Consider the following 19,927-nt stretch of genomic DNA (forward strand, 5'->3'; position numbering starts at 1 on the left):
TGTCCACTTTCTTGACAGAAGACCAATATTATCAAAACCGCCACATTTATTATCAAATCCATAAAATCGCCGTAATCCAAGTCTCTAGCCCTACACTTAAGTCCACAACCAAATCCCAAAACAAAAAAACACCCTCTCCAAAAAGGAAAGGGTGTTTCTCCATTATTAGAAATTACGTTCGGAAACGTTGATTCTGTTCATGGCACGCTTAAGGGCAAGTTCGGCACGGCGGAAGTCTACGTCATCCTTTTGTGCCTGCATGCGGTTTTCGGCACGGCCTTTTGCTTCTTTGGCGCGTTGTACGTCGATAGCTTCTGCCGTTTCGGCAGACTGTGCTAGAATTGTCACCTGTTCAGGGCGGACCTCGAGGAATCCTCCGCTGACAGCTACAAGCTCAGTGTTACCGCCTTTTTTGAGGCGTACAGCACCGATTTGTAGTGGAGCAACCATCGGAATGTGTCCAGGTAAGATTCCAAGCTCACCGCTTTGAGCTTTCGTGCTCACCATTTCCACTTCTGAATCGTACACTGGGCCATCGGGAGTGACAATATTGACTTTTAATGTCTTCATTTTCTTCCCTCCTGGTCCCTGATTATACCTCTACGCCCATTTCTTTAGCTGCTTTCAGTACGTCCTCGATCGGACCTACAAGACGGAAAGCATCTTCAGGAATGTGGTCGTATTTACCGGCAAGGATATCTTTGAATCCTTTAACCGTGTCTTTCACTTCTACGTAAGATCCTTTTTGTCCTGTGAACTGTTCAGCAACGTGGAAGTTTTGAGATAAGAAGAATTGTACGCGGCGTGCACGTGCAACCGTCAGCTTATCGTCATCTGAAAGTTCGTCCATTCCAAGGATCGCGATGATATCTTGAAGCTCTCTGTAACGCTGCAATGTCTGCTGTACGCTACGTGCCACATCATAGTGTTCTTCTCCGACGATGTCAGGAGAAAGCGCACGTGAAGTTGACGCAAGTGGATCCACCGCAGGGTAGATACCCATCTCAGAAAGTTTACGCTCAAGGTTCGTTGTTGCATCTAAGTGAGCGAATGTTGTTGCAGGAGCCGGATCCGTGTAGTCATCGGCAGGTACATAGATCGCTTGGATCGATGTAACGGAACCGACGTTTGTAGACGTGATACGCTCTTGCAATTGACCCATTTCAGTAGCAAGTGTCGGCTGGTAACCAACGGCTGATGGCATACGGCCTAGAAGGGCTGATACCTCAGAACCTGCTTGCGTGAAACGGAAGATGTTATCGATGAACAGAAGTACGTCCTGTCCTTGCTCATCACGGAAGTACTCAGCCATTGTAAGACCCGTCAAGGCAACACGCATACGTGCACCAGGCGGCTCGTTCATTTGTCCGAATACCATCGCTGTTTTCTTGATAACTCCGGAGTCGCTCATCTCGTGGTAAAGGTCATTACCTTCACGCGTACGCTCTCCTACACCTGCGAATACCGAGATACCGCCGTGCTCTTGAGCGATGTTGTTGATAAGCTCCTGGATTAATACGGTTTTACCTACACCGGCACCACCGAATAGACCGATCTTACCACCCTTGATATAAGGAGCAAGTAAGTCTACTACTTTAATACCTGTTTCAAGAATCTCAACTTCCGTGGAAAGTTGATCGAATGTAGGTGCTTGTCTGTGGATCGGATCGCGACGGATGCCTTCTGTAAGCGGCTCGTCTAAATCGATTGATTCACCAAGGACGTTGAATACACGACCTAACGTTACATCCCCTACTGGTACAGAGATTGGTGCTCCTGTATCGAGTACGTCTGCTCCACGCTGCAACCCGTCCGTTGAAGCCATCGCGATCGTACGTACAGAATCATCACCTAGGTGAAGGGCAACCTCTAATGTAAGTTCAGCTCTATCTGCAATTTGGACCTTTAAAGAGTTGTAGATATCTGGAAGCTGCCCGCTGGCGAACTTGACATCAACAACTGGACCCATTACTTGAAGAACGTGTCCTTTGTTCATCTCTTTCCCTCCTAACTGGCTTTTAACAAAAACTTTATAAAAAATTGACGGTCATCACAGACCGATGAAGTTCTATTCGAGTGCAGCTGCCCCGCCGACGATCTCAGTGATTTCCTGAGTGATCGCAGCCTGACGTGCACGGTTGTATTTCAGTGTAAGATTGCTGATGAGTTCTTTCGCATTATCTGTTGCGTTTCTCATCGCTGTCATACGAGCGGCATGCTCACTTGCTTTACCGTCAAGAAGTGCACCGTAAATCAAGCTTTCAGCGTATTGAGGAAGCAGTACTTCAAGGATTTCTTCCGGAGACGGCTCGAATTCATAGGAAACAAGCTTGCCGGAAGTATTAAGATCCGTTAATGGAAGAACTTTTTTCTCCGTGACATCCTGCTGGATGGCACTTACATAGTGGTTGTAGAACAGGTAAAGTTCATCGTATGCCTCTGCAGAGAACATACCAACCGCTTTGTTAGCGATGTCTTTAACATCCGCGAAACTCGGCTGATCCGGAAGACCAACGACAGATTCGATGACATTAAAGCCTTTTTTACGGAAAAAGTCGGCTCCAACACGGCCAAGAGCGATAATGGCAAATTCATCATTCGAGCTGTGACGCTCTTTAATTCGATTGCTTACAGCACGGATTACGTTACTGTTATAAGCCCCCGCCAAACCGCGGTCTGAAGTGATTAACAGGTACCCGGTCTTTTTAACGGGGCGGGAGACTAGCATCGGATTCCTTACACCTTGACTACCTGCCGCAACGGACGTGACCACTTCCTGGATCTTGTTCATGTAAGGGACGAATGATTTCGCATTCGACTCAGCACGATTCAATTTGGAAGCAGATACCATTTCCATTGCTTTTGTGATCTGACTAGTCTTTTTGGTAGAAGTAATACGAGTTTGTATATCGCGTAACGATGCCACTGGTTCTCACCACCCTTTACATATTGTTAGACACAGGGGGGCGCGGCATTAACCGGTAATGCACGCGGCCCGGACCCCTGTGGTCGAAAGCCTGTTTTTTTAAAAAAATGGCCTCTTATCCTTACTCGGACTTGATGAATGTCTTCTTGAATTCAGAGATCGCTGCAACCATTGCCTCGTCTTCAGGAAGACCTTTCGTCGTGCGGATTTGGTCTAACAGTTCTGCATGGTTGTGATCCAGCCAGCTTAGGAATTCACCTTCGAAACGGCGAATGTCTGTTACTGGAATATCGTCTAAATGACCTTTAGTCAATGCATAAAGGATCATGACTTGTTTTTCGACTTTAAGCGGTTTGTTAAGATCCTGCTTCAGTACTTCTACTGTACGCGCACCACGATTTAATTTCGCTTGTGTCGCTGCATCAAGATCTGATCCGAACTGAGCAAATGCTTCAAGCTCACGGTATGCTGCAAGGTCAAGACGCAGTGTACCGGAAACCTTCTTCATCGCTTTGATCTGTGCGGATCCCCCAACACGTGATACGGATAAACCTGCGTTGATCGCCGGACGTACACCGGAGAAGAACAGGTCAGACTGCAAGAAGATCTGTCCGTCTGTGATGGAGATAACGTTTGTTGGGATATAAGCGGAGATATCTCCTGCTTGTGTTTCTACGAATGGCAATGCTGTGATGGAACCGCCGCCTTTTGCATCACTCAATTTCGCTGCACGCTCAAGTAAACGGGAGTGCAAGTAGAATACGTCACCAGGGAATGCTTCACGGCCTGGAGGACGGCGTAATAATAGGGAAAGCTCACGGTAAGCAGAAGCCTGCTTGGAAAGATCATCATAAACAACAAGAACGTGCTTGCCGTTATGCATGAACTCTTCACCCATTGTGATACCAGCGTAAGGTGCCAAGAATAGCATTGGAGCTGGTGATGCTGCAGATGCCGTTACAACGATTGTGTAATCAAGGGCACCGTGCTTACGCAATGTTTCAACTGCGTTACGTACAGTTGATTCTTTTTGTCCGATCGCAACATAGATACAGATCATGTCTTGATCTTTCTGGTTCAAGATGGAGTCGATCGCAACAGATGTTTTACCTGTTTGACGGTCTCCGATGATCAATTCACGTTGACCGCGGCCGATTGGCACTAGAGCGTCGATCGCCTTGATACCTGTTTGAAGCGGCTCGTGTACGGATTTACGATCCATAACACCAGGTGCTCCGCTTTCAATTGGACGTGTTTTAGTTGTTGCAATCGGGCCTAACCCGTCGACTGGTTGTCCAAGTGAGTTTACTACACGACCTACCAGTTCTTCTCCTACTGGAACTTCCATGATGCGTCCAGTACGACGAACCTCATCGCCTTCACGAATGTCACTGAATGGTCCGAGAATGATGATACCGACGTTGTTTTCTTCTAAGTTCTGTGCCATACCCATGACACCGTTAGAAAATTCAACAAGCTCTCCAGCCATGACATTGTCGAGGCCATGAGCACGAGCGATACCGTCACCGATTTGGATAACTGTACCTACGTCGCTTACTTTCATCTCAGACTGGTAGTTTTCAATTTGCTTTTTTATCAGCGCGCTGATTTCTTCCGCCTTGATGCTCATGAATTTCACCCCTCATTTATACGAAAGTTAACGAATTAGTTCACGCTCAAGACGAGTCAATTTACCTTGGAGGCTGCCATCATAAATGCGGGTTCCGATTTGAACCTTGATGCCGCCCAGTAAATTTTCGTCTGTCACATTGGTAATTCTTAATGATTGTTTTCCGACTTTTTTAGCAAAAGAAGATGATAGTGCTGACTTCTCATCTTCTGACAATGGACGCACGGAGTACACAGTCGCATCTGCGATTCCGCGTGCTTCATTGGTTAATTCGATGTATGCCTCAACAAGACCTGTGATCTCGCCCGTACGGTGACGGTCCGTCATGATCATCAGAGTGTTTATGACAAACGGAGAAGCCGTTTGAAAAGCTTCCTGGATGATGGATTTCTTCTTCGCCAGCGTAAACTTCGGATTCTCGAAAAGAGCGTTAAGCTCCCTGTTCTCCAAGAAAACCGCTCTTACTGTACGCAGCTCCTCTTCGATCGCTTCAAGCTGATTATGTTCTTTGGCAATATCGAAAAGAGCTAACGCATAGCGCTTTGCAACTGTAGAGTAGCTCATCGCTCTTCCCCTACCTCTTGAATATAATCATTGATTAACTTCTGTTGATCGTCGGCAGAAAGTTCTTTCTCGATGACCTTAGAAGCAATAAGTACGGATAGTGATGCAACTTGTTTCTGAAGTGCCGCAACCGCTTGTTCTTTCTGCGTTTCGATCTCGCGCTTCGCAGATTCCTTCAAGCGTTCAGCTTCCTGGCGGGCAGAAGCGATGATTTCTTCACGCTGCTCCACGCCTTGCTTTTTAGAATTCTCGATCATAGCTTGAGCTTCTGTGCGTGCTTCTTTAAGAAGTTGACGCTGCTCCTCAAGAATCTTGTTTGCTTCTTCACGGCTTGCTTCAGCCGCTGTGATTTCACCGGCGATATGGTCTTCACGCTGCTGCATGATTCCCATTAACGGTCCCCAGGCAAATTTCTTAAGAAGCGCCATAAGGATAAGGAACATAATCAGCTGAAATACGATATCCCCGCTGTTGAATTGTCCGCCGCCTGCACCTAAAACGAATGCGTTCGTTAACATACTCGATTCACTCCCTTCAAGAATCGATCGGATCTTATTTTTATAAAATGGAACAATCTATACTTGCAAAAAAATTTTCAGTACACAGGAATGGCGAAGATAATCGTCAAGACGAAACTCCGCCATTTAACATTAAGCCGGTTCTATTAGCTTCCAAGAGCGATGAAGGCAATAACTACACCGATGATCGGAAGTGCCTCAACTAGTGCGATACCGATGAACATTGTTGTTTGAAGTGTACCTCTTAATTCCGGTTGACGTGCAATTCCTTCTACTGTACGACCTACGATAAGACCGTTACCAATACCAGCTCCTAGTGCTGCTAAACCAACTGCGATTGCTGCTGCGATAAGACTCATTCTAAAGTTCCTCCTTAATTTATAAGAAAATATTTTTTTATATATGTTTGTCCATTGGAATGAACAGGTATATATTAATGGTCATGACTAACTTTATGAGATAGATAGACCATCGTTAACATACAGAAAATGAAAGCCTGGATTGCCCCGATGAAAATCGAGAACCCTTGCCAAGCAAGCATTGGAGCGATGGCTCCGATTGTACCGCCGATACCGCCGTTAACGGCCATGCCTGCGATAAGTGCCAGCAGGATTTCACCGGCATAGATGTTCCCGTAAAGACGAAGACCCAATGTAAGAGTGTTTGCAAACTCCTCAATGACTTTCAACGGGAATAGCCACCACATAGGTGAGAAAAAGGTGTCCTTACCGTATGCACCGAACCCTTTCATCCTGATTCCATAGAAATGGGACAGCGCCACGATCATAACCGCCAGAGTCAATGTGACCGCCGGATCGGCTGTTGGTGATTTCCACCATAGTTCGTGATCATACACAACTGAGAACGGAAGACCCAGCATGTTTGATACAAAGATATACATAATGATTGTGAGCCCGAGGATATGAAAACGTCCACCCGTTTTCCAGTCCATGTTGCTCTTGATGATTCCTTTCACAAAGTCCATGACCCACTCGAAAAAGTTCTGCATCCCGGTAGGCTTAAGGGCTAAGCGTCGTGTCGAAATAACTGCGATGAGAAACACAATGGCAGATGCTATCGTGATCATCATCACGTTGGCCAGGTTGAACGTAAGGCCCATAAAATCGGCTAAAGGTGCTTCATGATTCAAAATACTTCACCTCTCTTCCCCGCTATTTGTTTATTTTGAAACTGCTGAAAAAATAATCTATCATAATGACAATGTAAGCTGTCATTAATCCAATAATTAGACTTAGGAGATGAAACATTTCTGGATAGCGGGTCACGATGATCACGCCAAGGGCCGCTGCAGCCATCCGCGACGTCGTTCCGAGGGACCTCACTTTCTTCCCCTGGACCACTGCCTCGCCGAACTTGCTGACTCTCTTCGTCATGCCCCAGTGCATATACAGGCTCAAAGCCGTTCCTAGCGTCAACCCTAAAAATACTGATTTGTGGTCGGTAAATCCCCAACCCAGGACGTAAATAGCCAGCAAACAAATTATGTACTTCCGCTGTCTATTAAACATTTGATGGAGTTCCGGCATATCTTAATATTCTCCTAAGATAAATGTCGTAAGGTACGAAGCATCGCATAAATCCCCGTCGCTAACCCGAGAAGTAATCCGATGATTAAAAAGAGTGGTGCAGAGTCTGCTTGCTGGTCAATCCACCTGCCCAGAAAAATCCCCACTAATATGGAGCCGACAAGCTGCGACAAAATCGCTGAATAAATCGCCATCGCCTTATACGGGCTTTGATTTTTTTGACCCATTTCAACCCTTCCTATTCAAAAAGAAATTTGAACGTGAGGCAAGCTGTGTAAAATGGAAGGAAATCAGAGTTTACAAGGTTTCGAAAGTTGTGAAAACCTTATCATTTTACATCCTTTGTAAGCATACAATAGGGCATATTCTATGTCAATGAGTTCAAGTTAAAAAGTTCACAACCTTGCCACGTGTATGTCGAAAGTTCACATTTTTTACACATTTGTCAGAAAAGCGGAGGCGGCTTGCTCAGAGGCGTGTGGCATAAGGCGAACCGGGCTGAAAGGCGTTCTTTGCCTTTTGGTCCGGTTTGACTTATGACATGGGCCTCTAGCCGCCGGAGCTGGACAATCCGAAATGCGGAGGCGTCTTGATCAGCCCCCAAAAGCATAAGATGAATCGGCCGTGAAGGCGCTCTTTGCCTTCTTGGTCGGTTTGGCTTATGACCTGTGCCTCTAAGCCCTGGAGCTGGACACCGCTTGGAAAAGCGGAGCTGGCCCAGTCAGGCAGATCCAGACACCGACCTAAAATGCGGGTACCCCTCGACATAACCGTTCACCACATTATATGTAAAATTTAACACCAGACACAGCTGAGCAAAAAACTTGACTCTCTTCTTCGCACATCTTCCATTATAAAGTAACCGCCACCCGCGAGAAACCCTGCATTTTAATGTAAATATATCCATATACCTATTGATACGCCTGTATCGCTGTTTTTCCTGCGGATCAAGTTGCAGGGCGATTAGATTGCCTTGTCCAGATTAGAATGATTCTTATAAGATCATAAATCCGAGATTAGGATCGTATATTTTGATTTAGGATCGTAAATCCGAGATCAGGATCATATATTTTGATTTGGGATCATAAATCGAGGAATTGGATCGTATATTCTCAGAATGGATTATATTTAAGCGGCTGCCTCCCTGATCTCTGTTAAAATACACCTTTTTCCCCTTTAAATCCTCATAAACTCATTGAAACCTACAGCTTTTTTCAAAAAATCACTTAGCCAAGCTTATTTTTCAAAGAGATTTGATAGAAAGTTAACTTTTTTAGAATCCCCTCCTATATTTTCTCGCAAATAAGACAAAGCCCGTCCCCCACTGCTTAATTGCAGTGGGGGACGGGCTTTCATATAGGTTATTCCGGCTTGAACGAGTTTGGACGCTCATCCAGCTGGCCGAATTGGTAGCGGATCGCCTGGGCAATTCGGTAGGATGCCTGTCCATCGCCGTATGGATTTGTCGCTTTGGACATCTCGCTGTGAGCCTGCTCGTCTGTCAGCAGCTCTTTTGCCAGCTTGTAGATGTTTTCTTCTTCGTTTCCTGCAAGCTTCAGCGTGCCGGCTTCGATTCCTTCCGGACGCTCAGTCGTGTCACGAAGGACAAGGACCGGAACACCAAGTGAAGGAGCCTCTTCCTGCACACCGCCTGAATCAGTCAGGATCAAGTGCGCCCTTGAAGCGAAGTTATGGAAATCGATGACGTCAAGCGGTTCGATCAAATGGATGCGGCTGTCATTGCCCAGTACTTCATCCGCCACTTCACGGACGGCAGGATTCAAGTGAACAGGATACACAACTTGAATATCATCATGTTCTTCCACTAAACGCTTGATCGCACGGAACATGTTTCTCATCGGCTGGCCGAGATTTTCACGGCGGTGAGCAGTCAATAAAACAAGACGGTCGTCCCCAACCTTCTCAAGAACCTCATGCTTGTACTCATCCTTAACCGTCGTTTTCAGCGCATCAATCGCTGTATTCCCTGTGATGAAGATGCCGTCTTCCTTCTTGCTTTCATTCAGCAGGTTTTCAGCCGACTTTTCAGTAGGAGCGAAGTGAAGATCAGCCATGACACCAGTCAGCTGTCTGTTCATTTCCTCAGGGAATGGAGAGTACTTATTCCACGTACGAAGACCTGCTTCGACGTGTCCGACTGAAATCTGGTTATAGAATGCTGCAAGACTGGCAACGAATGTAGTCGTTGTATCACCATGTACAAGAACGATATCAGGCTTTGCTTCCTTCATGATCTTATCAAGGCCCTCAAGCCCGCGTGTAGTTACATCAATCAATGTCTGGCGGTCTTTCATGATGTTCAAGTCGTAATCTGGCGTGATGTCAAAGATTGAAAGTACTTGGTCAAGCATTTCACGGTGCTGTGCCGTAACGGTCACAATCGTTTCAAAGCTTTCCGGGTATTTTTTTAATTCAAGAACGAGCGGAGCCATCTTGATTGCTTCCGGCCTTGTTCCGAAAATCGTCATTACCTTAATGGGAGTACTCATGCTTTCACACTGCCTTCCTTATTTTGTTCCGAAAAGACGGTCACCCGCATCGCCCAGTCCAGGAACGATATAACCTTTTTCGTTCAGCTTTTCATCAAGTGCTGCAATGTAGATGTCTACGTCCGGGTGCTCAGCTTGAATGGCTTCCACTCCTTCAGGACATGCCACAAGGCACATGAACGTGATGTTTTTCGCGCCGCGTTTTTTCAGTGAGTTGATCGCTTCTACGGCTGAACCGCCTGTTGCAAGCATCGGATCCACCAGGATGAAGTCGCGCTCTTCTACGTCGCTTGGAAGTTTTACGTAATATTCAATCGGCTTTAGAGTCTCCGGGTCGCGGTATAATCCGACGTGACCGACTTTCGCTGCCGGGATCAATTTGAGGATTCCGTCGACCATGCCAAGACCTGCACGCAAGATTGGAACGATTCCCAGTTTTTTACCTGTAAGTGTTTTTGCATTCGCTTTACTTACCGGTGTATCGATTTCGATATCTTCAAGCGGAAGTTCACGCGTGATTTCGAATGCCATCAGTGTTGATACTTCATCTACAAGTTCGCGGAATTCCTTTGTACCTGTGTTTTTATCACGGATGAATGTCAGCTTATGCTGGATTAATGGATGATCAAATACGTATACTTTGCCCATTCGACTCTCTCCTTTTGGTTTCGATTTATGTGAAAAATAGATAGTTACTGTTTTACACCTCTGACTATTGTACATAAAAGAAGTTTTGAGGGCAATAAAAGTTGGGAGGTGTAATGAAATCGTTATTTTTTGTATGGATGATTTATTAAAAATGGAAGAAGAGAGTGATTCTTATACCGCTTTTGATTTCCGTGGAAGACTTCGCTTTCCGCGGGAAGCCTGTAAGCCTCCTCGTCGCTGCGCTCCTGCGGGGTCTCACATTGGCTTCTTTTCCCGCAGGAGTCTTCGTCTTCCACTCCAATCAACCGCTGGATTCTACTCATTCATAATTTAGAATCTCAAATAAGGATAACTAAAACTTACTTATTTGTACTACCTATTTTTTAATCACCAATCAACCTGCGATATCAAGTAGAGTCATTTTTACCTGTATCTATCAATATATTTTCCTCATAAAAAAACCTCCCCAAAAGAATCAGTTCTTTCGAAGAGGTTTCTACTATTTATTATCTTTCTGGGTATAAAGAAAACTTGCTTGTTAAATCTGTCACGCGTTTACGCGCTTCTTCGAGCTTGGTTTCGTCTTCGTGGTTTTTGAGGGTAAGGGCCATGATGGACGCGATTTCGTCCATTTCTTCCTTAGCAAAACCTCGGGACGTTACGGCTGCTGTTCCGATGCGGATGCCGCTTGTGACGAATGGGCTTTCCGGATCGAATGGGATGGTGTTTTTGTTGACCGTGATTCCGATATCATCAAGAACCTTTTCGGCAATTTTACCAGTGAGCCCAAGTGAACGGAGATCGATTAATAACAGGTGGTTGTCCGAACCGCCGGAAACAAGGTCGATGCCTTCTTTTCCAAGGCTCTCACCGAGACGCGCTGCGTTGTCGATGATGTTCTGTGCGTACTCTTTAAAAGAATCCTGCAGTGCTTCACCGAACGATACCGCTTTTGCAGAAATGACGTGCATCAACGGACCGCCTTGAAGACCCGGGAAGATGGACTTGTCTATCTTCTTGCCGAACTCTTCTTTACAAAGGATCATCCCGCCGCGTGGACCGCGAAGTGTTTTGTGTGTCGTTGTAGTCACGAAATCCGCGTAAGGGACCGGATTTTGGTGAAGACCGGCTGCAACAAGGCCTGCGATATGCGCCATGTCGACCATCAGGTAAGCTCCCACTTCGTCCGCGATTTCACGGAATTTTGCAAAATCGATCTTTCTAGGATACGCGCTCGCTCCCGCTACGATCAGCTTTGGCTTGTGCTCAAGTGCCTTCTGGCGGACATCTTCATAGTTGATCAGATGGCTTTCCTTATCGACTCCGTACTCTACGAAGTTATACTGGATCCCGCTGAAGTTGACCGGGCTTCCGTGCGTGAGGTGGCCCCCGTGTGAAAGGTTCATCCCAAGAACCGTGTCACCATGTTCAAGGATTGTGAAGTAGACTGCCATATTGGCTTGCGCCCCCGAGTGAGGCTGCACGTTCACATGCTCCGCTCCGAATAAATCTTTTGCGCGGTCGCGCGCTAAGTTTTCCGCTACGTCGACATGCTCACACCCGCCATAATAGCGACGACCTGGGTACCCTTCTGCATACTTGTTCGTGAGGACCGAACCCTGTGCTTCCATAACGGCTTCACTGACAAAATTCTCAGATGCAATTAACTCGATTTTCGTGCGTTGACGCTCTAATTCATCTTGAATCGCTGCATAAATTTCCGGATCTTGCTTGGCAATCTTACTCATACATATCCCCCTTTTATTCATCGGCCCATTCTAAGCTGCGCCATCTTGATTCATTCAATTTCATTCTATCATGATTATGCAAAACGCGAAATAAGAACGTGTGGGTAAATTGGATTGTTCGTGTTTTGGGGTTTAGTGGGCAGAGCTGATTTGGGAAATAATCTGCTGTTCCGGTTTTAGTGGTGAAGGTGACGTTCTCAATTAAGAATTCTCCCCAGACTGAATTCCTGCATTGTCGAAAAATCGCCAGTTCGCACTTATATAAAAAATAACGCACTGAAATCAAGAGACTTCGCACTTATCCGGAAAATTCCGCCCTTAAATCAGGAGATACCACACTTAAATGCCTTCCAAAGACAGCGACGAACACCACCACAACCAAAAAAGCCCGCCTCCCAACGCACTAATGCATTGAAAGACGGAACTCCTCTCCAAACCTATTCATAAACAGCCCGAATCCCGCCGATCAACTTCGGTCGAGTCTTAGCGAGCGTCACATGCGCACCGCCGAGGCTCTTCTGCGAAACCCTGACCGGCACGGCCACATGCTTCAGCTGCATCCCGATGAATGTGTCCCCGATGTCGATCCCGGCGTCCGCCTTGATGAATTCCACCATGACGGGGTCATCAAATGAACGGTATGCGTGGGTCGCCATCGCTCCTCCGGCGGCCCGGGCCGGGATGACGGTCACTTCATCGAGCCTCAGACGTTCTGCCGTTTCACGCTCAAGGACGATCGCCCGGTTCAAGTGCTCACAGCATTGGAACGCAAGCGATACTCCTACGGAATCGGCGAACGTTTTTAATTCAGCATAAATCATTTCGGCCACATCGAATGTTCCAGCTGTCCCGATCCGTTCCCCGATGACTTCCGAGGTTGAACAACCGACCACAAAGACCTGTCCTTTTTTTAGCGTGACCTTTTCATTGAATTCAGTCAGGATACTTCGGAGCTGTTCCTGCAATTGAGTGATTTCCATGAAAACCGCTCCCTAGTGTTTGTCTTCGTATGACGTGATCTTACCGATGCGGTTGGCGTGGCGTCCGCCTTCGAATTCAGTCCCGAGCCAAGTTTTGGCGATTTCACGGGCAAGACCCGGTCCGATGACGCGTTCGCCCATCGCGAGGATGTTGCTGTCATTATGTTCGCGCGTCGCTTTCGCACTGAATACATCGTGGACAAGCGCACAGCGGATGCCCTTTACTTTATTGGCGGAAATGCTCATGCCGATGCCTGTTCCGCAGATCAAAATGCCGCGGTCGAACTCGCCGGCAGCCACTTTCTCGGCAACCGGTACAGCATAATCAGGATAGTCCACTGAAGTGCCGCATTCACAGCCAAAATCCTCATATTCAAGACCCAGTTCTTCCAATAATGATTTGATTTCTTCACGAATATGAACCCCGCCGTGATCTGATGCAATTGCGATTTTCATCCAACTTCACTCCCCATTTTTGACTAGTGTTTGTTTCCTTTTATTTTGACATACCCTTATGAATAGATAAAGTTATTCATCTTAGGAAAAAAGTCGTCTTTGAGGCCCGTCCCTCACTCCTTTACCACGGCACCGCACGGCGGTACGGGCCATTCACTGCAAAAAAAAGCACGGACCCGAAAGCCCGTACCGTCTGCAAATCTTTTTATAAATGAAAACGAGTGATCGTGCCCTTCAGCGATTCCGCCTGCTTCTTCAGGTTCAGTGCCAATTCCTCGACATTCTCCATGACAGACGCCTGTTCGCGGGTCGCTTCCGATACTTCTTCCGCTCCAGCGGAGGTTTCTTCGGCGATGGCGGCCACTTCCTGTGACTGCTGGGACGTTTCCCTGATGCTTTCCATCTGCCTGTCGACGAGTCCCGAGATTTTTTGGACAGAGTCCGCTACCTCATGAATCGTGTTCGTCATCGTTTCGAACACTTCATTCGTTTTCGATCCTTTATCCGCTTCCTTATTGGCAGTCGTCACCTGGTTTGAAATCTGTCCGACCACATTTCCTACTTCATTTTGGATGTTTTTGATCAGCTCTGAAATTCCCTGGACTGCTTTCCCGCTTTCATCCGCAAGCTTCCGCACTTCTTCGGCAACAACGGCGAAGCCTTTTCCGTGTTCACCGGCACGCGCCGCTTCGATGGAAGCATTCAGCGCGAGAAGATTCGTCTGGTTCGCGATATCACCGACGAGCTGGATGATCTGCTCCACTTTTTTCGCGTTATCTTCAAGACGGCGGACGACCGTCAGTGACTCTTCATTCCCTTTCGCAAGCGTCGTGATCCCTTCTACAAGTGAATGGATGACCTCTCTGCTGCCTTGAAGCTCGGTGACCATATTTTTAGAAAGCTGCTCGGAAGACTTGGAATGATTCTGCACTTCCTGGGCGATCGCGATGACATCCTCCACCGATTCGGCCGTTGTCTGAATCGACATTGCCGAGCTTTCTGCGCCCGCTGAAATTTCACTGATCGTGCGTGAAATGGATTCTGCCTGATGTGAGGCGACTTCTGATGCCTTCGACAAATCCACGACGTGTGCATTCGTTTTTGTGAAATTCTCGTCAATGCTCGCCACCATATCACGGAGGTTGTGGAGCATGCGGTTGAACGCAAGTCCGAGCGAACGGATTTCATCATCCGATTTCGGCACCTCTACTTCGACTGCAATATCTCCTTCAGCCGCTTTAAGAGCCGCCTGTTCCAGTCGCTGAAGCGGTTTGACAATGATCCGCGCCGCGAAGAATGCGAGCAGCCCGGACCAGAACACTCCCATCCCGAGCGTCATGCTTGTAAACAAGAATTCATTCATGTCCGGTGCAAATGCCGGCTTGATAAAATAAATGAAAAATGCCGATGTCGAATACGTCACCAACGCCAGGATCGTCGTGAAGAAAACCAATTTCTTTCTCAGACCCGTCTTATACCTTCTCTCTTTCCCCATCCCTTTTCTCTCCTCAAAATCACTCTTTACTAAGCTTGCCGATCAATTGCACGATCAGCGAATCCAGCTCCTTGTATGTATGTCTGTAAATATCGACGCTGCCCCCGAACGGATCGGACACGTCCATGTTCTCAGGATCCTCGAGCACATATTCCTTCAGCGTGAACACTTTATCCGAAGACTCCGGATATTGGTCCATGATCGCCCATTTATGGTGAGCGGTCATCGTGAACACATAATCTGCCCAGTCGATATCTTTTTTTCTCAGCGTGCTGGATGCATGCTCATGTTTTATATCGTTCTCTTTCAACACTTCTTTAGCCTGAAATGAAGCATCGCTGCCGTCCATCGCAAAAACACCCGACGATTTCACCTCAAACTGCTCTTTCCCCCTATGTCTCATCACCGCTTCCGCCATCGGACTGCGGCATGTGTTTCCCGTACAAACAAACAAGATTCTCATCATCTCATCCTCCTTACGCCTATTATAAAATATTTTCCAATTAGCATATAGGACATTCACAAAGAATACAAAAAGAAAAGCGGAAGTGGGCGTTTTGCTCCCTTTGAAAAACGTTCTTTGGCTTTAGAGGCGTTTTTTGCCTCAAAAGCCGAAGGTTAATTTTCAAACGGGAGCAGACCACTGGAGCTGGACAGCTAGAAAAGCGGAAGGGCTTTGTTCAGAGGCGGGTGGCATAAGACGGACCGGGCGGGAAGGCGTTCTTTGCCTTCTTGACCGGTATGGCTTATGACATGTGCCTCGAAGCCCTGGAGCTGGACAAAAGAAACCACCTTTCAATACCGCTATTGGTTTCCGTGCAAGACTTCGCTTTCCGCGGGCAGCCCGTGAGCCTCCTCAGAGCTTACGCTCCTGAGGGTCTCACATTAGCTACTCTTCCCGCAGGAGTCTTCGTCTTGCACTCCAACCAATAGCTGGACTTATCTAATATTAAAAGCTTTTCTCAATATCTGGCGGAGCTTCATATTGCCTAAGTCAAAAACCTGGTTAACAACACACATGCCCCCATTTTTTATTTAGCATACAAAAAAATTCCTCACCACATAAGGTAGCGAGGGATGAATATTGATATCATATCGGCAGCAGCAGCTTGATCCCGAAGGCGAAGAGGATGCTGCCGCCAAGCGCCTCGCTGTAGGTGCCGAGTACGCCTTGAAACTTCCTTCCGATCAGGAGGCCGGTCCAGGTGAGGATGGTGGCGGCGATTCCGAAACAAGCAAGCGCAACAGCCGTCCTCGCTCCGAATATCCCGAGTGTCAGGCCGACTGAAAAGCTGTCCAGGCTGACGCTCAGTGCAAACAGCAGGAGTCCGAATCCAACCGGGGAAATGAGTGTCGTTTCCTCCTCTTTAAAACTGGAAATGAACATCTGAATACCGAGAACAATCAGGAGGATACCCCCTGCGTAAGTGGCAAATGACCCGAATGTATCCGAGAGGAATTTTCCCGTCACAATGCCGAAGAGCGGCATCACGACGTGAAACAACCCCACCGTCAATCCTATGTAAAAAATCTGCCTCAGCCGAAGCTGCAGCATCCCCATTCCTATTCCGATCGAAAAGGCATCCATCCCGAGCGCAAATGCCATCAACATCAAGGTTATCAGTTCTCCGATAAGTGTCGTCATTCCATTTTCCTCCTCTGGACGTGCCTTCAAGAAAAATGTATGCACGTCCAAAGTGAAATAGAATGAAAATGTTTCATATAAAAACCCCCGACGGCCGCCATCCATGCGACCATACAGGGGTTTGCTGATTCTTATTTAGTCAGGGCTTAATCACCCGGTAACCAGCTGCTTTCTGAAGCCGGTTCATAATTGCCAGACCGACCCCTTCTTCAGGGAACATCTCGGCGAAAATAATATCCACATCACTGTTATTAAAGGCGCGCAGTTTATCGTAGAGTCCATGGGCGACCGTATTCAGGTCATCTCTCCGGCCGACGGAAAATACGACATCCGCACGGTAATCACCCGCAAATTCATCTGTCGTCAGCACTCCAGCCTTCAATCCCTCGCTTCTTTTTTCATCCACAAGCCTCTGCACATCTTCCCGGGTTCCATCGACTAGCCAGACAGGGGCGTCCGGTGCATAGTGCGTATATTTCATTCCCGGTGATTTCGGTGCACCCTTTCCTTCTTTCAATGAAGGATCGACACTCACTTCCCCGACGACTTCCTCAAGCTGCTCCTTCGTCACGCCGCCCGGGCGAAGGATGACAGGAATTGTTCCCGTGCAGTCGACGACCGTCGATTCCACACCGACGCCCGTCTCACCGCCGTCCACAACACCGATGATTCGTCCCTCAAGATCTTCAATGACGTGCTGGGCCGTCGTCGGGCTTGGTTTTCCAGAACGGTTCGCACTCGGTGCCGCAATCGGCAGGCCCGCTTCCTCAATGATGGCAAGCGCCACGGGATGGTCAGGCATCCGGATTCCGACCGAATCAAGTCCTGCCGTCACTTTTTCCGAAAGCACGCCATCTTTTTTTTGAAAAATAAGCGTCAACGGTCCTGGCCAGTAGGCAGTCATTAACTTCTCTGCCGCTTCTGGAACCTCTTCTACCAGCTCTTTTAATTGATTTTTATTTGAAATGTGGACAATCAGTGGATTATCGGACGGCCTTCCTTTTGCCTTGAAAATTTTATCCACGGCTTCATCACTTTTTGCATTGGCTCCAAGCCCGTAAACCGTCTCCGTAGGAAAAGCCACAACCTCATTTTGCTGCAAAATTCGGGCTGCATCCACAATTTGTGGATAACTTTCTTTGTTATCCACATCATTTTCCACAATCCAGCGTTTTATCATATCATTCGTCCACCTTTTTATTTCAAGCATACATCTATTCACATAAATGTGGATAAACACAGAATTAACAAGTGTTCCACAATCATACCCATTTGAAAGTATAAAAGAATCCCGATATTTTCTCAAGTATTGTCCACAAAACGTGCATAAACGAATCTCCCTTGTGGATAACCCTGTGGACGAGTGTGAATAATTCTGAAAAAAGAGACTTTTCGACATCGGGTTCTGTCCAACACGTTTTTTGTCGAATGTGTATATGAAAAAAAGAACCATTTTATAGAAAATGATCCTTCTCATGGAATATATTCATATCTCTGCGTCTTATCCGCATTTTGTCGAAAATTCAGGCTTACGGCTGAAGATGCAGGCTCATCGTCAGCAGGTTATCCACTGTGGATAACTGTTTGGCATGCACAAAATCCTTCAGTTCATCCACATGTCCCTGTGGCTCCTGTTGAAAACCAAGCATTTCAAAGAAGTTCAAGGAAGCTCTTCTGTTTGTGATTAGATACAGTTGGGATAAGTCTTTCTCTTTTGCCAGTTTAAAAATCTCCTGAAAGAGGGTGAAGATTTCCTCACTGTCAAAAGCAGGGGTGACAACCAGCGACCTGAGCAGCCCCGTCCTGTCCCGCATCTCGATTCCCAGCGTCCCGATTAGATTCCCTTCCGTGTCTTCGACAAGCAGGAAGCAATCTATCGTGTTTTTGACCCCTTCTGTGCTCAATCCCGCTTTTACGAGAAAACCGATTACTTTATAGATATCTTCGTGAGTGGCCTGCCTGATTGTTTTCGTCATCTTTTCTTCCTCCCTGTTCTAGTATCTTTACTTTAACTTTATGAGAGGGAGGCAAGATTAGAACTGTTTTTTTGATAGATTTGTTTGTTTAGTAGAATTTCTTTTCTTATGAGGCTGCATATTTAGTAGGGGAATCTTATCACCGCTATCGATTTCCGTGCAGGACTACGCTTTCCGCGGGTAGCTCGTGAGCCTCCTCGTCGCTTCGCTTCTGCGGGGTCTCACATTAGCTACTTTTCCCGCAGGAGTCTTCGTCCTGCACTCCAATCAACCGCTGGCATGTCTTCTTATTAATCAAAAAAATGACTCCATCTATGTGATGAAGTCAAACGGTTCAATCAAACAATCCTTTTACAAGGTCTACTACGAAGAATCTTACTTCTACTTCTTCTTGGTCGCCTTCTTCCACGAATACTTTTTCATTAACTGCTTCTTCTTTTTGAATCGTTTCTTGCGTGTTGAATCCATCGATCAGTTTATTTTCTTTTACAATGGAGCCTTTCGCCTTTGCATCTTCCACTGATTTCTCGACGACTTCTGCATCATCATCGGATGAATGGGTTTCTTCTGCCTGCTCGTCGTTCTCTTCCACAACTTCAGTCGCTGTTTCTTCCGCCGGTTGGTCTGCTGCCAGTTGATCTTCAGGGTCTACTTCTGTGACCACATCACCGCTTGCTTCTACTGTGGTTTCAAATCCAGGGCTTCTTACTGCGTTGCCTGTGGAAAAGTCCAGGAAGCATAGCGGCGGGTAGAGGACGCACCACCAGTTGGCTCCTTCGCCTTTTCCGAGTGTGATCAGGACGGCTTCGTATTCACCTGCCGGATACAGATACTGTCCATAGAGTTTAGTAGGGAACTGCACTTTGCCGAAGTCGATTTTTACATCTTGATCAAGACCTTCTGCCGCCAACACGTTTTCTGCGATTGTTTGAAGCTCGGGAAGACCCGCTTTGATGACTTTCTTTGCTTCTTCTTGGGATGTCAGATTGCCGACCCATTTTGTGATCTCTTTGTTTACTTCGTCTCGCACCAGACGTTTTACGTTCTGGTCTTTTTCCAGGTCACTGTTTGCAAGGATGCGAAGCCGGATTGCTTCCTGCGGGATGACCATTGGCTCCTGGGCCGTCGTGATTTCCTGTTTCGGAATATATAAACTTACGATTGTCCCTAAAGTAAGAATCAGAATATAAGATAATACCGCGTGTTTTGTTTTCATTTTTCTCTCCACCTTCCCCTCAGTAACATAGTCTGGACAAGGTAGGGGAATCGTAAACTAGTAAATTG

At 46.9% G+C, this 19,927-nt stretch carries 22 protein-coding genes; all 22 read right to left on the reverse strand.

The features are described 5' to 3' along the window. Positions 1-165: 165 nt before the first annotated feature. Positions 166-570, reverse strand: coding sequence for a F0F1 ATP synthase subunit epsilon (locus AS034_RS16765; protein WP_032086917.1), 405 nt, complete (start codon positions 568-570; stop codon positions 166-168). A gap of 22 nt (positions 571-592) precedes the next feature. Next, positions 593-1,996 (reverse strand): F0F1 ATP synthase subunit beta, encoded by a 1,404-nt coding sequence (atpD, locus tag AS034_RS16770; protein ID WP_032086918.1) that lies wholly within the window; start codon positions 1,994-1,996, stop codon positions 593-595. Positions 1,997-2,068: 72 nt separating this feature from the next. Next, entirely contained in the window at positions 2,069-2,926 is an 858-nt protein-coding gene (locus AS034_RS16775) for a F0F1 ATP synthase subunit gamma (RefSeq protein ID WP_032086919.1), read from the reverse strand. A gap of 121 nt (positions 2,927-3,047) precedes the next feature. After that, positions 3,048-4,556, reverse strand: a complete 1,509-nt coding sequence (atpA, locus tag AS034_RS16780; RefSeq protein WP_058299432.1) for a F0F1 ATP synthase subunit alpha — start codon at positions 4,554-4,556, stop codon at positions 3,048-3,050. 27 nt (positions 4,557-4,583) lie between these two features. Continuing rightward, a complete protein-coding gene (locus AS034_RS16785) occupies positions 4,584-5,120 on the reverse strand; it encodes a F0F1 ATP synthase subunit delta (protein WP_058299433.1) in 537 nt (178 codons plus the stop codon). Next, positions 5,117-5,638 carry a F0F1 ATP synthase subunit B gene (locus AS034_RS16790; protein ID WP_032086922.1) on the reverse strand — a complete coding sequence of 174 codons (522 nt, stop codon included), beginning with the start codon at positions 5,636-5,638 and terminating at the stop codon, positions 5,117-5,119. Before AS034_RS16790 ends, AS034_RS16785 begins: the two co-directional genes overlap by 4 nt. Before the next feature lie 146 nt (positions 5,639-5,784). Further along, positions 5,785-5,997, reverse strand: coding sequence for a F0F1 ATP synthase subunit C (gene atpE, locus AS034_RS16795; RefSeq protein WP_032086923.1), 213 nt, complete (start codon positions 5,995-5,997; stop codon positions 5,785-5,787). Positions 5,998-6,071: 74 nt separating this feature from the next. Next, positions 6,072-6,788 (reverse strand): F0F1 ATP synthase subunit A, encoded by a 717-nt coding sequence (gene atpB / locus AS034_RS16800; RefSeq protein WP_058299434.1) that lies wholly within the window; start codon positions 6,786-6,788, stop codon positions 6,072-6,074. A 22-nt stretch (positions 6,789-6,810) separates the two neighbouring features. Next, entirely contained in the window at positions 6,811-7,185 is a 375-nt protein-coding gene (locus tag AS034_RS16805; protein ID WP_058299435.1) for an ATP synthase subunit I, read from the reverse strand. A 14-nt stretch (positions 7,186-7,199) separates the two neighbouring features. After that, positions 7,200-7,412 (reverse strand): AtpZ/AtpI family protein, encoded by a 213-nt coding sequence (locus AS034_RS16810; protein WP_032086926.1) that lies wholly within the window; start codon positions 7,410-7,412, stop codon positions 7,200-7,202. Positions 7,413-7,734: 322 nt separating this feature from the next. Next, the gene (locus AS034_RS16815) at positions 7,735-7,953 is read right to left on the reverse strand and encodes a hypothetical protein (protein ID WP_058299436.1); all 219 of its coding nucleotides are present in this window, start codon (positions 7,951-7,953) and stop codon (positions 7,735-7,737) included. A 593-nt stretch (positions 7,954-8,546) separates the two neighbouring features. After that, on the reverse strand, positions 8,547-9,695 hold the full coding sequence (wecB, locus tag AS034_RS16820) for a non-hydrolyzing UDP-N-acetylglucosamine 2-epimerase (RefSeq protein ID WP_058299437.1): 1,149 nt from the start codon (positions 9,693-9,695) through the stop codon (positions 8,547-8,549). An 18-nt stretch (positions 9,696-9,713) separates the two neighbouring features. After that, entirely contained in the window at positions 9,714-10,343 is a 630-nt protein-coding gene (upp, locus tag AS034_RS16825) for a uracil phosphoribosyltransferase (RefSeq protein WP_032086928.1), read from the reverse strand. 506 nt (positions 10,344-10,849) lie between these two features. Next, positions 10,850-12,091, reverse strand: a complete 1,242-nt coding sequence (locus AS034_RS16830; RefSeq protein WP_058299438.1) for a serine hydroxymethyltransferase — start codon at positions 12,089-12,091, stop codon at positions 10,850-10,852. A 437-nt stretch (positions 12,092-12,528) separates the two neighbouring features. Continuing rightward, entirely contained in the window at positions 12,529-13,071 is a 543-nt protein-coding gene (locus tag AS034_RS16835) for a TIGR01440 family protein (protein ID WP_058299439.1), read from the reverse strand. Positions 13,072-13,083: 12 nt separating this feature from the next. Then, positions 13,084-13,527 (reverse strand): ribose 5-phosphate isomerase B, encoded by a 444-nt coding sequence (gene rpiB / locus AS034_RS16840; protein WP_032086931.1) that lies wholly within the window; start codon positions 13,525-13,527, stop codon positions 13,084-13,086. Positions 13,528-13,732: 205 nt separating this feature from the next. Continuing rightward, positions 13,733-15,022 (reverse strand): methyl-accepting chemotaxis protein, encoded by a 1,290-nt coding sequence (locus AS034_RS16845; RefSeq protein WP_032086932.1) that lies wholly within the window; start codon positions 15,020-15,022, stop codon positions 13,733-13,735. Between the two features lie 19 nt (positions 15,023-15,041). Beyond that, complete coding sequence (locus tag AS034_RS16850) at positions 15,042-15,485, reverse strand: low molecular weight protein arginine phosphatase (RefSeq protein WP_336433375.1); 444 nt, start codon at positions 15,483-15,485, stop codon at positions 15,042-15,044. A gap of 627 nt (positions 15,486-16,112) precedes the next feature. Continuing rightward, entirely contained in the window at positions 16,113-16,667 is a 555-nt protein-coding gene (locus tag AS034_RS16855; RefSeq protein WP_058299441.1) for a manganese efflux pump MntP, read from the reverse strand. Positions 16,668-16,806: 139 nt separating this feature from the next. After that, a complete protein-coding gene (locus tag AS034_RS16860; protein WP_058299442.1) occupies positions 16,807-17,847 on the reverse strand; it encodes an L-threonylcarbamoyladenylate synthase in 1,041 nt (346 codons plus the stop codon). A 349-nt stretch (positions 17,848-18,196) separates the two neighbouring features. Further along, positions 18,197-18,643 (reverse strand): GNAT family N-acetyltransferase, encoded by a 447-nt coding sequence (locus AS034_RS16865; protein ID WP_058299443.1) that lies wholly within the window; start codon positions 18,641-18,643, stop codon positions 18,197-18,199. A 334-nt stretch (positions 18,644-18,977) separates the two neighbouring features. Continuing rightward, a complete protein-coding gene (gene spoIIR / locus AS034_RS16870) occupies positions 18,978-19,859 on the reverse strand; it encodes a stage II sporulation protein R (RefSeq protein ID WP_058299444.1) in 882 nt (293 codons plus the stop codon). Between the last annotated feature and the right edge of the window lie 68 nt (positions 19,860-19,927).

Origin of the sequence: [Bacillus] enclensis, assembly GCF_001456935.1 — a bacterium.
GTDB lineage: Bacteria > Bacillota > Bacilli > Bacillales > Bacillaceae_B > Rossellomorea > Rossellomorea enclensis.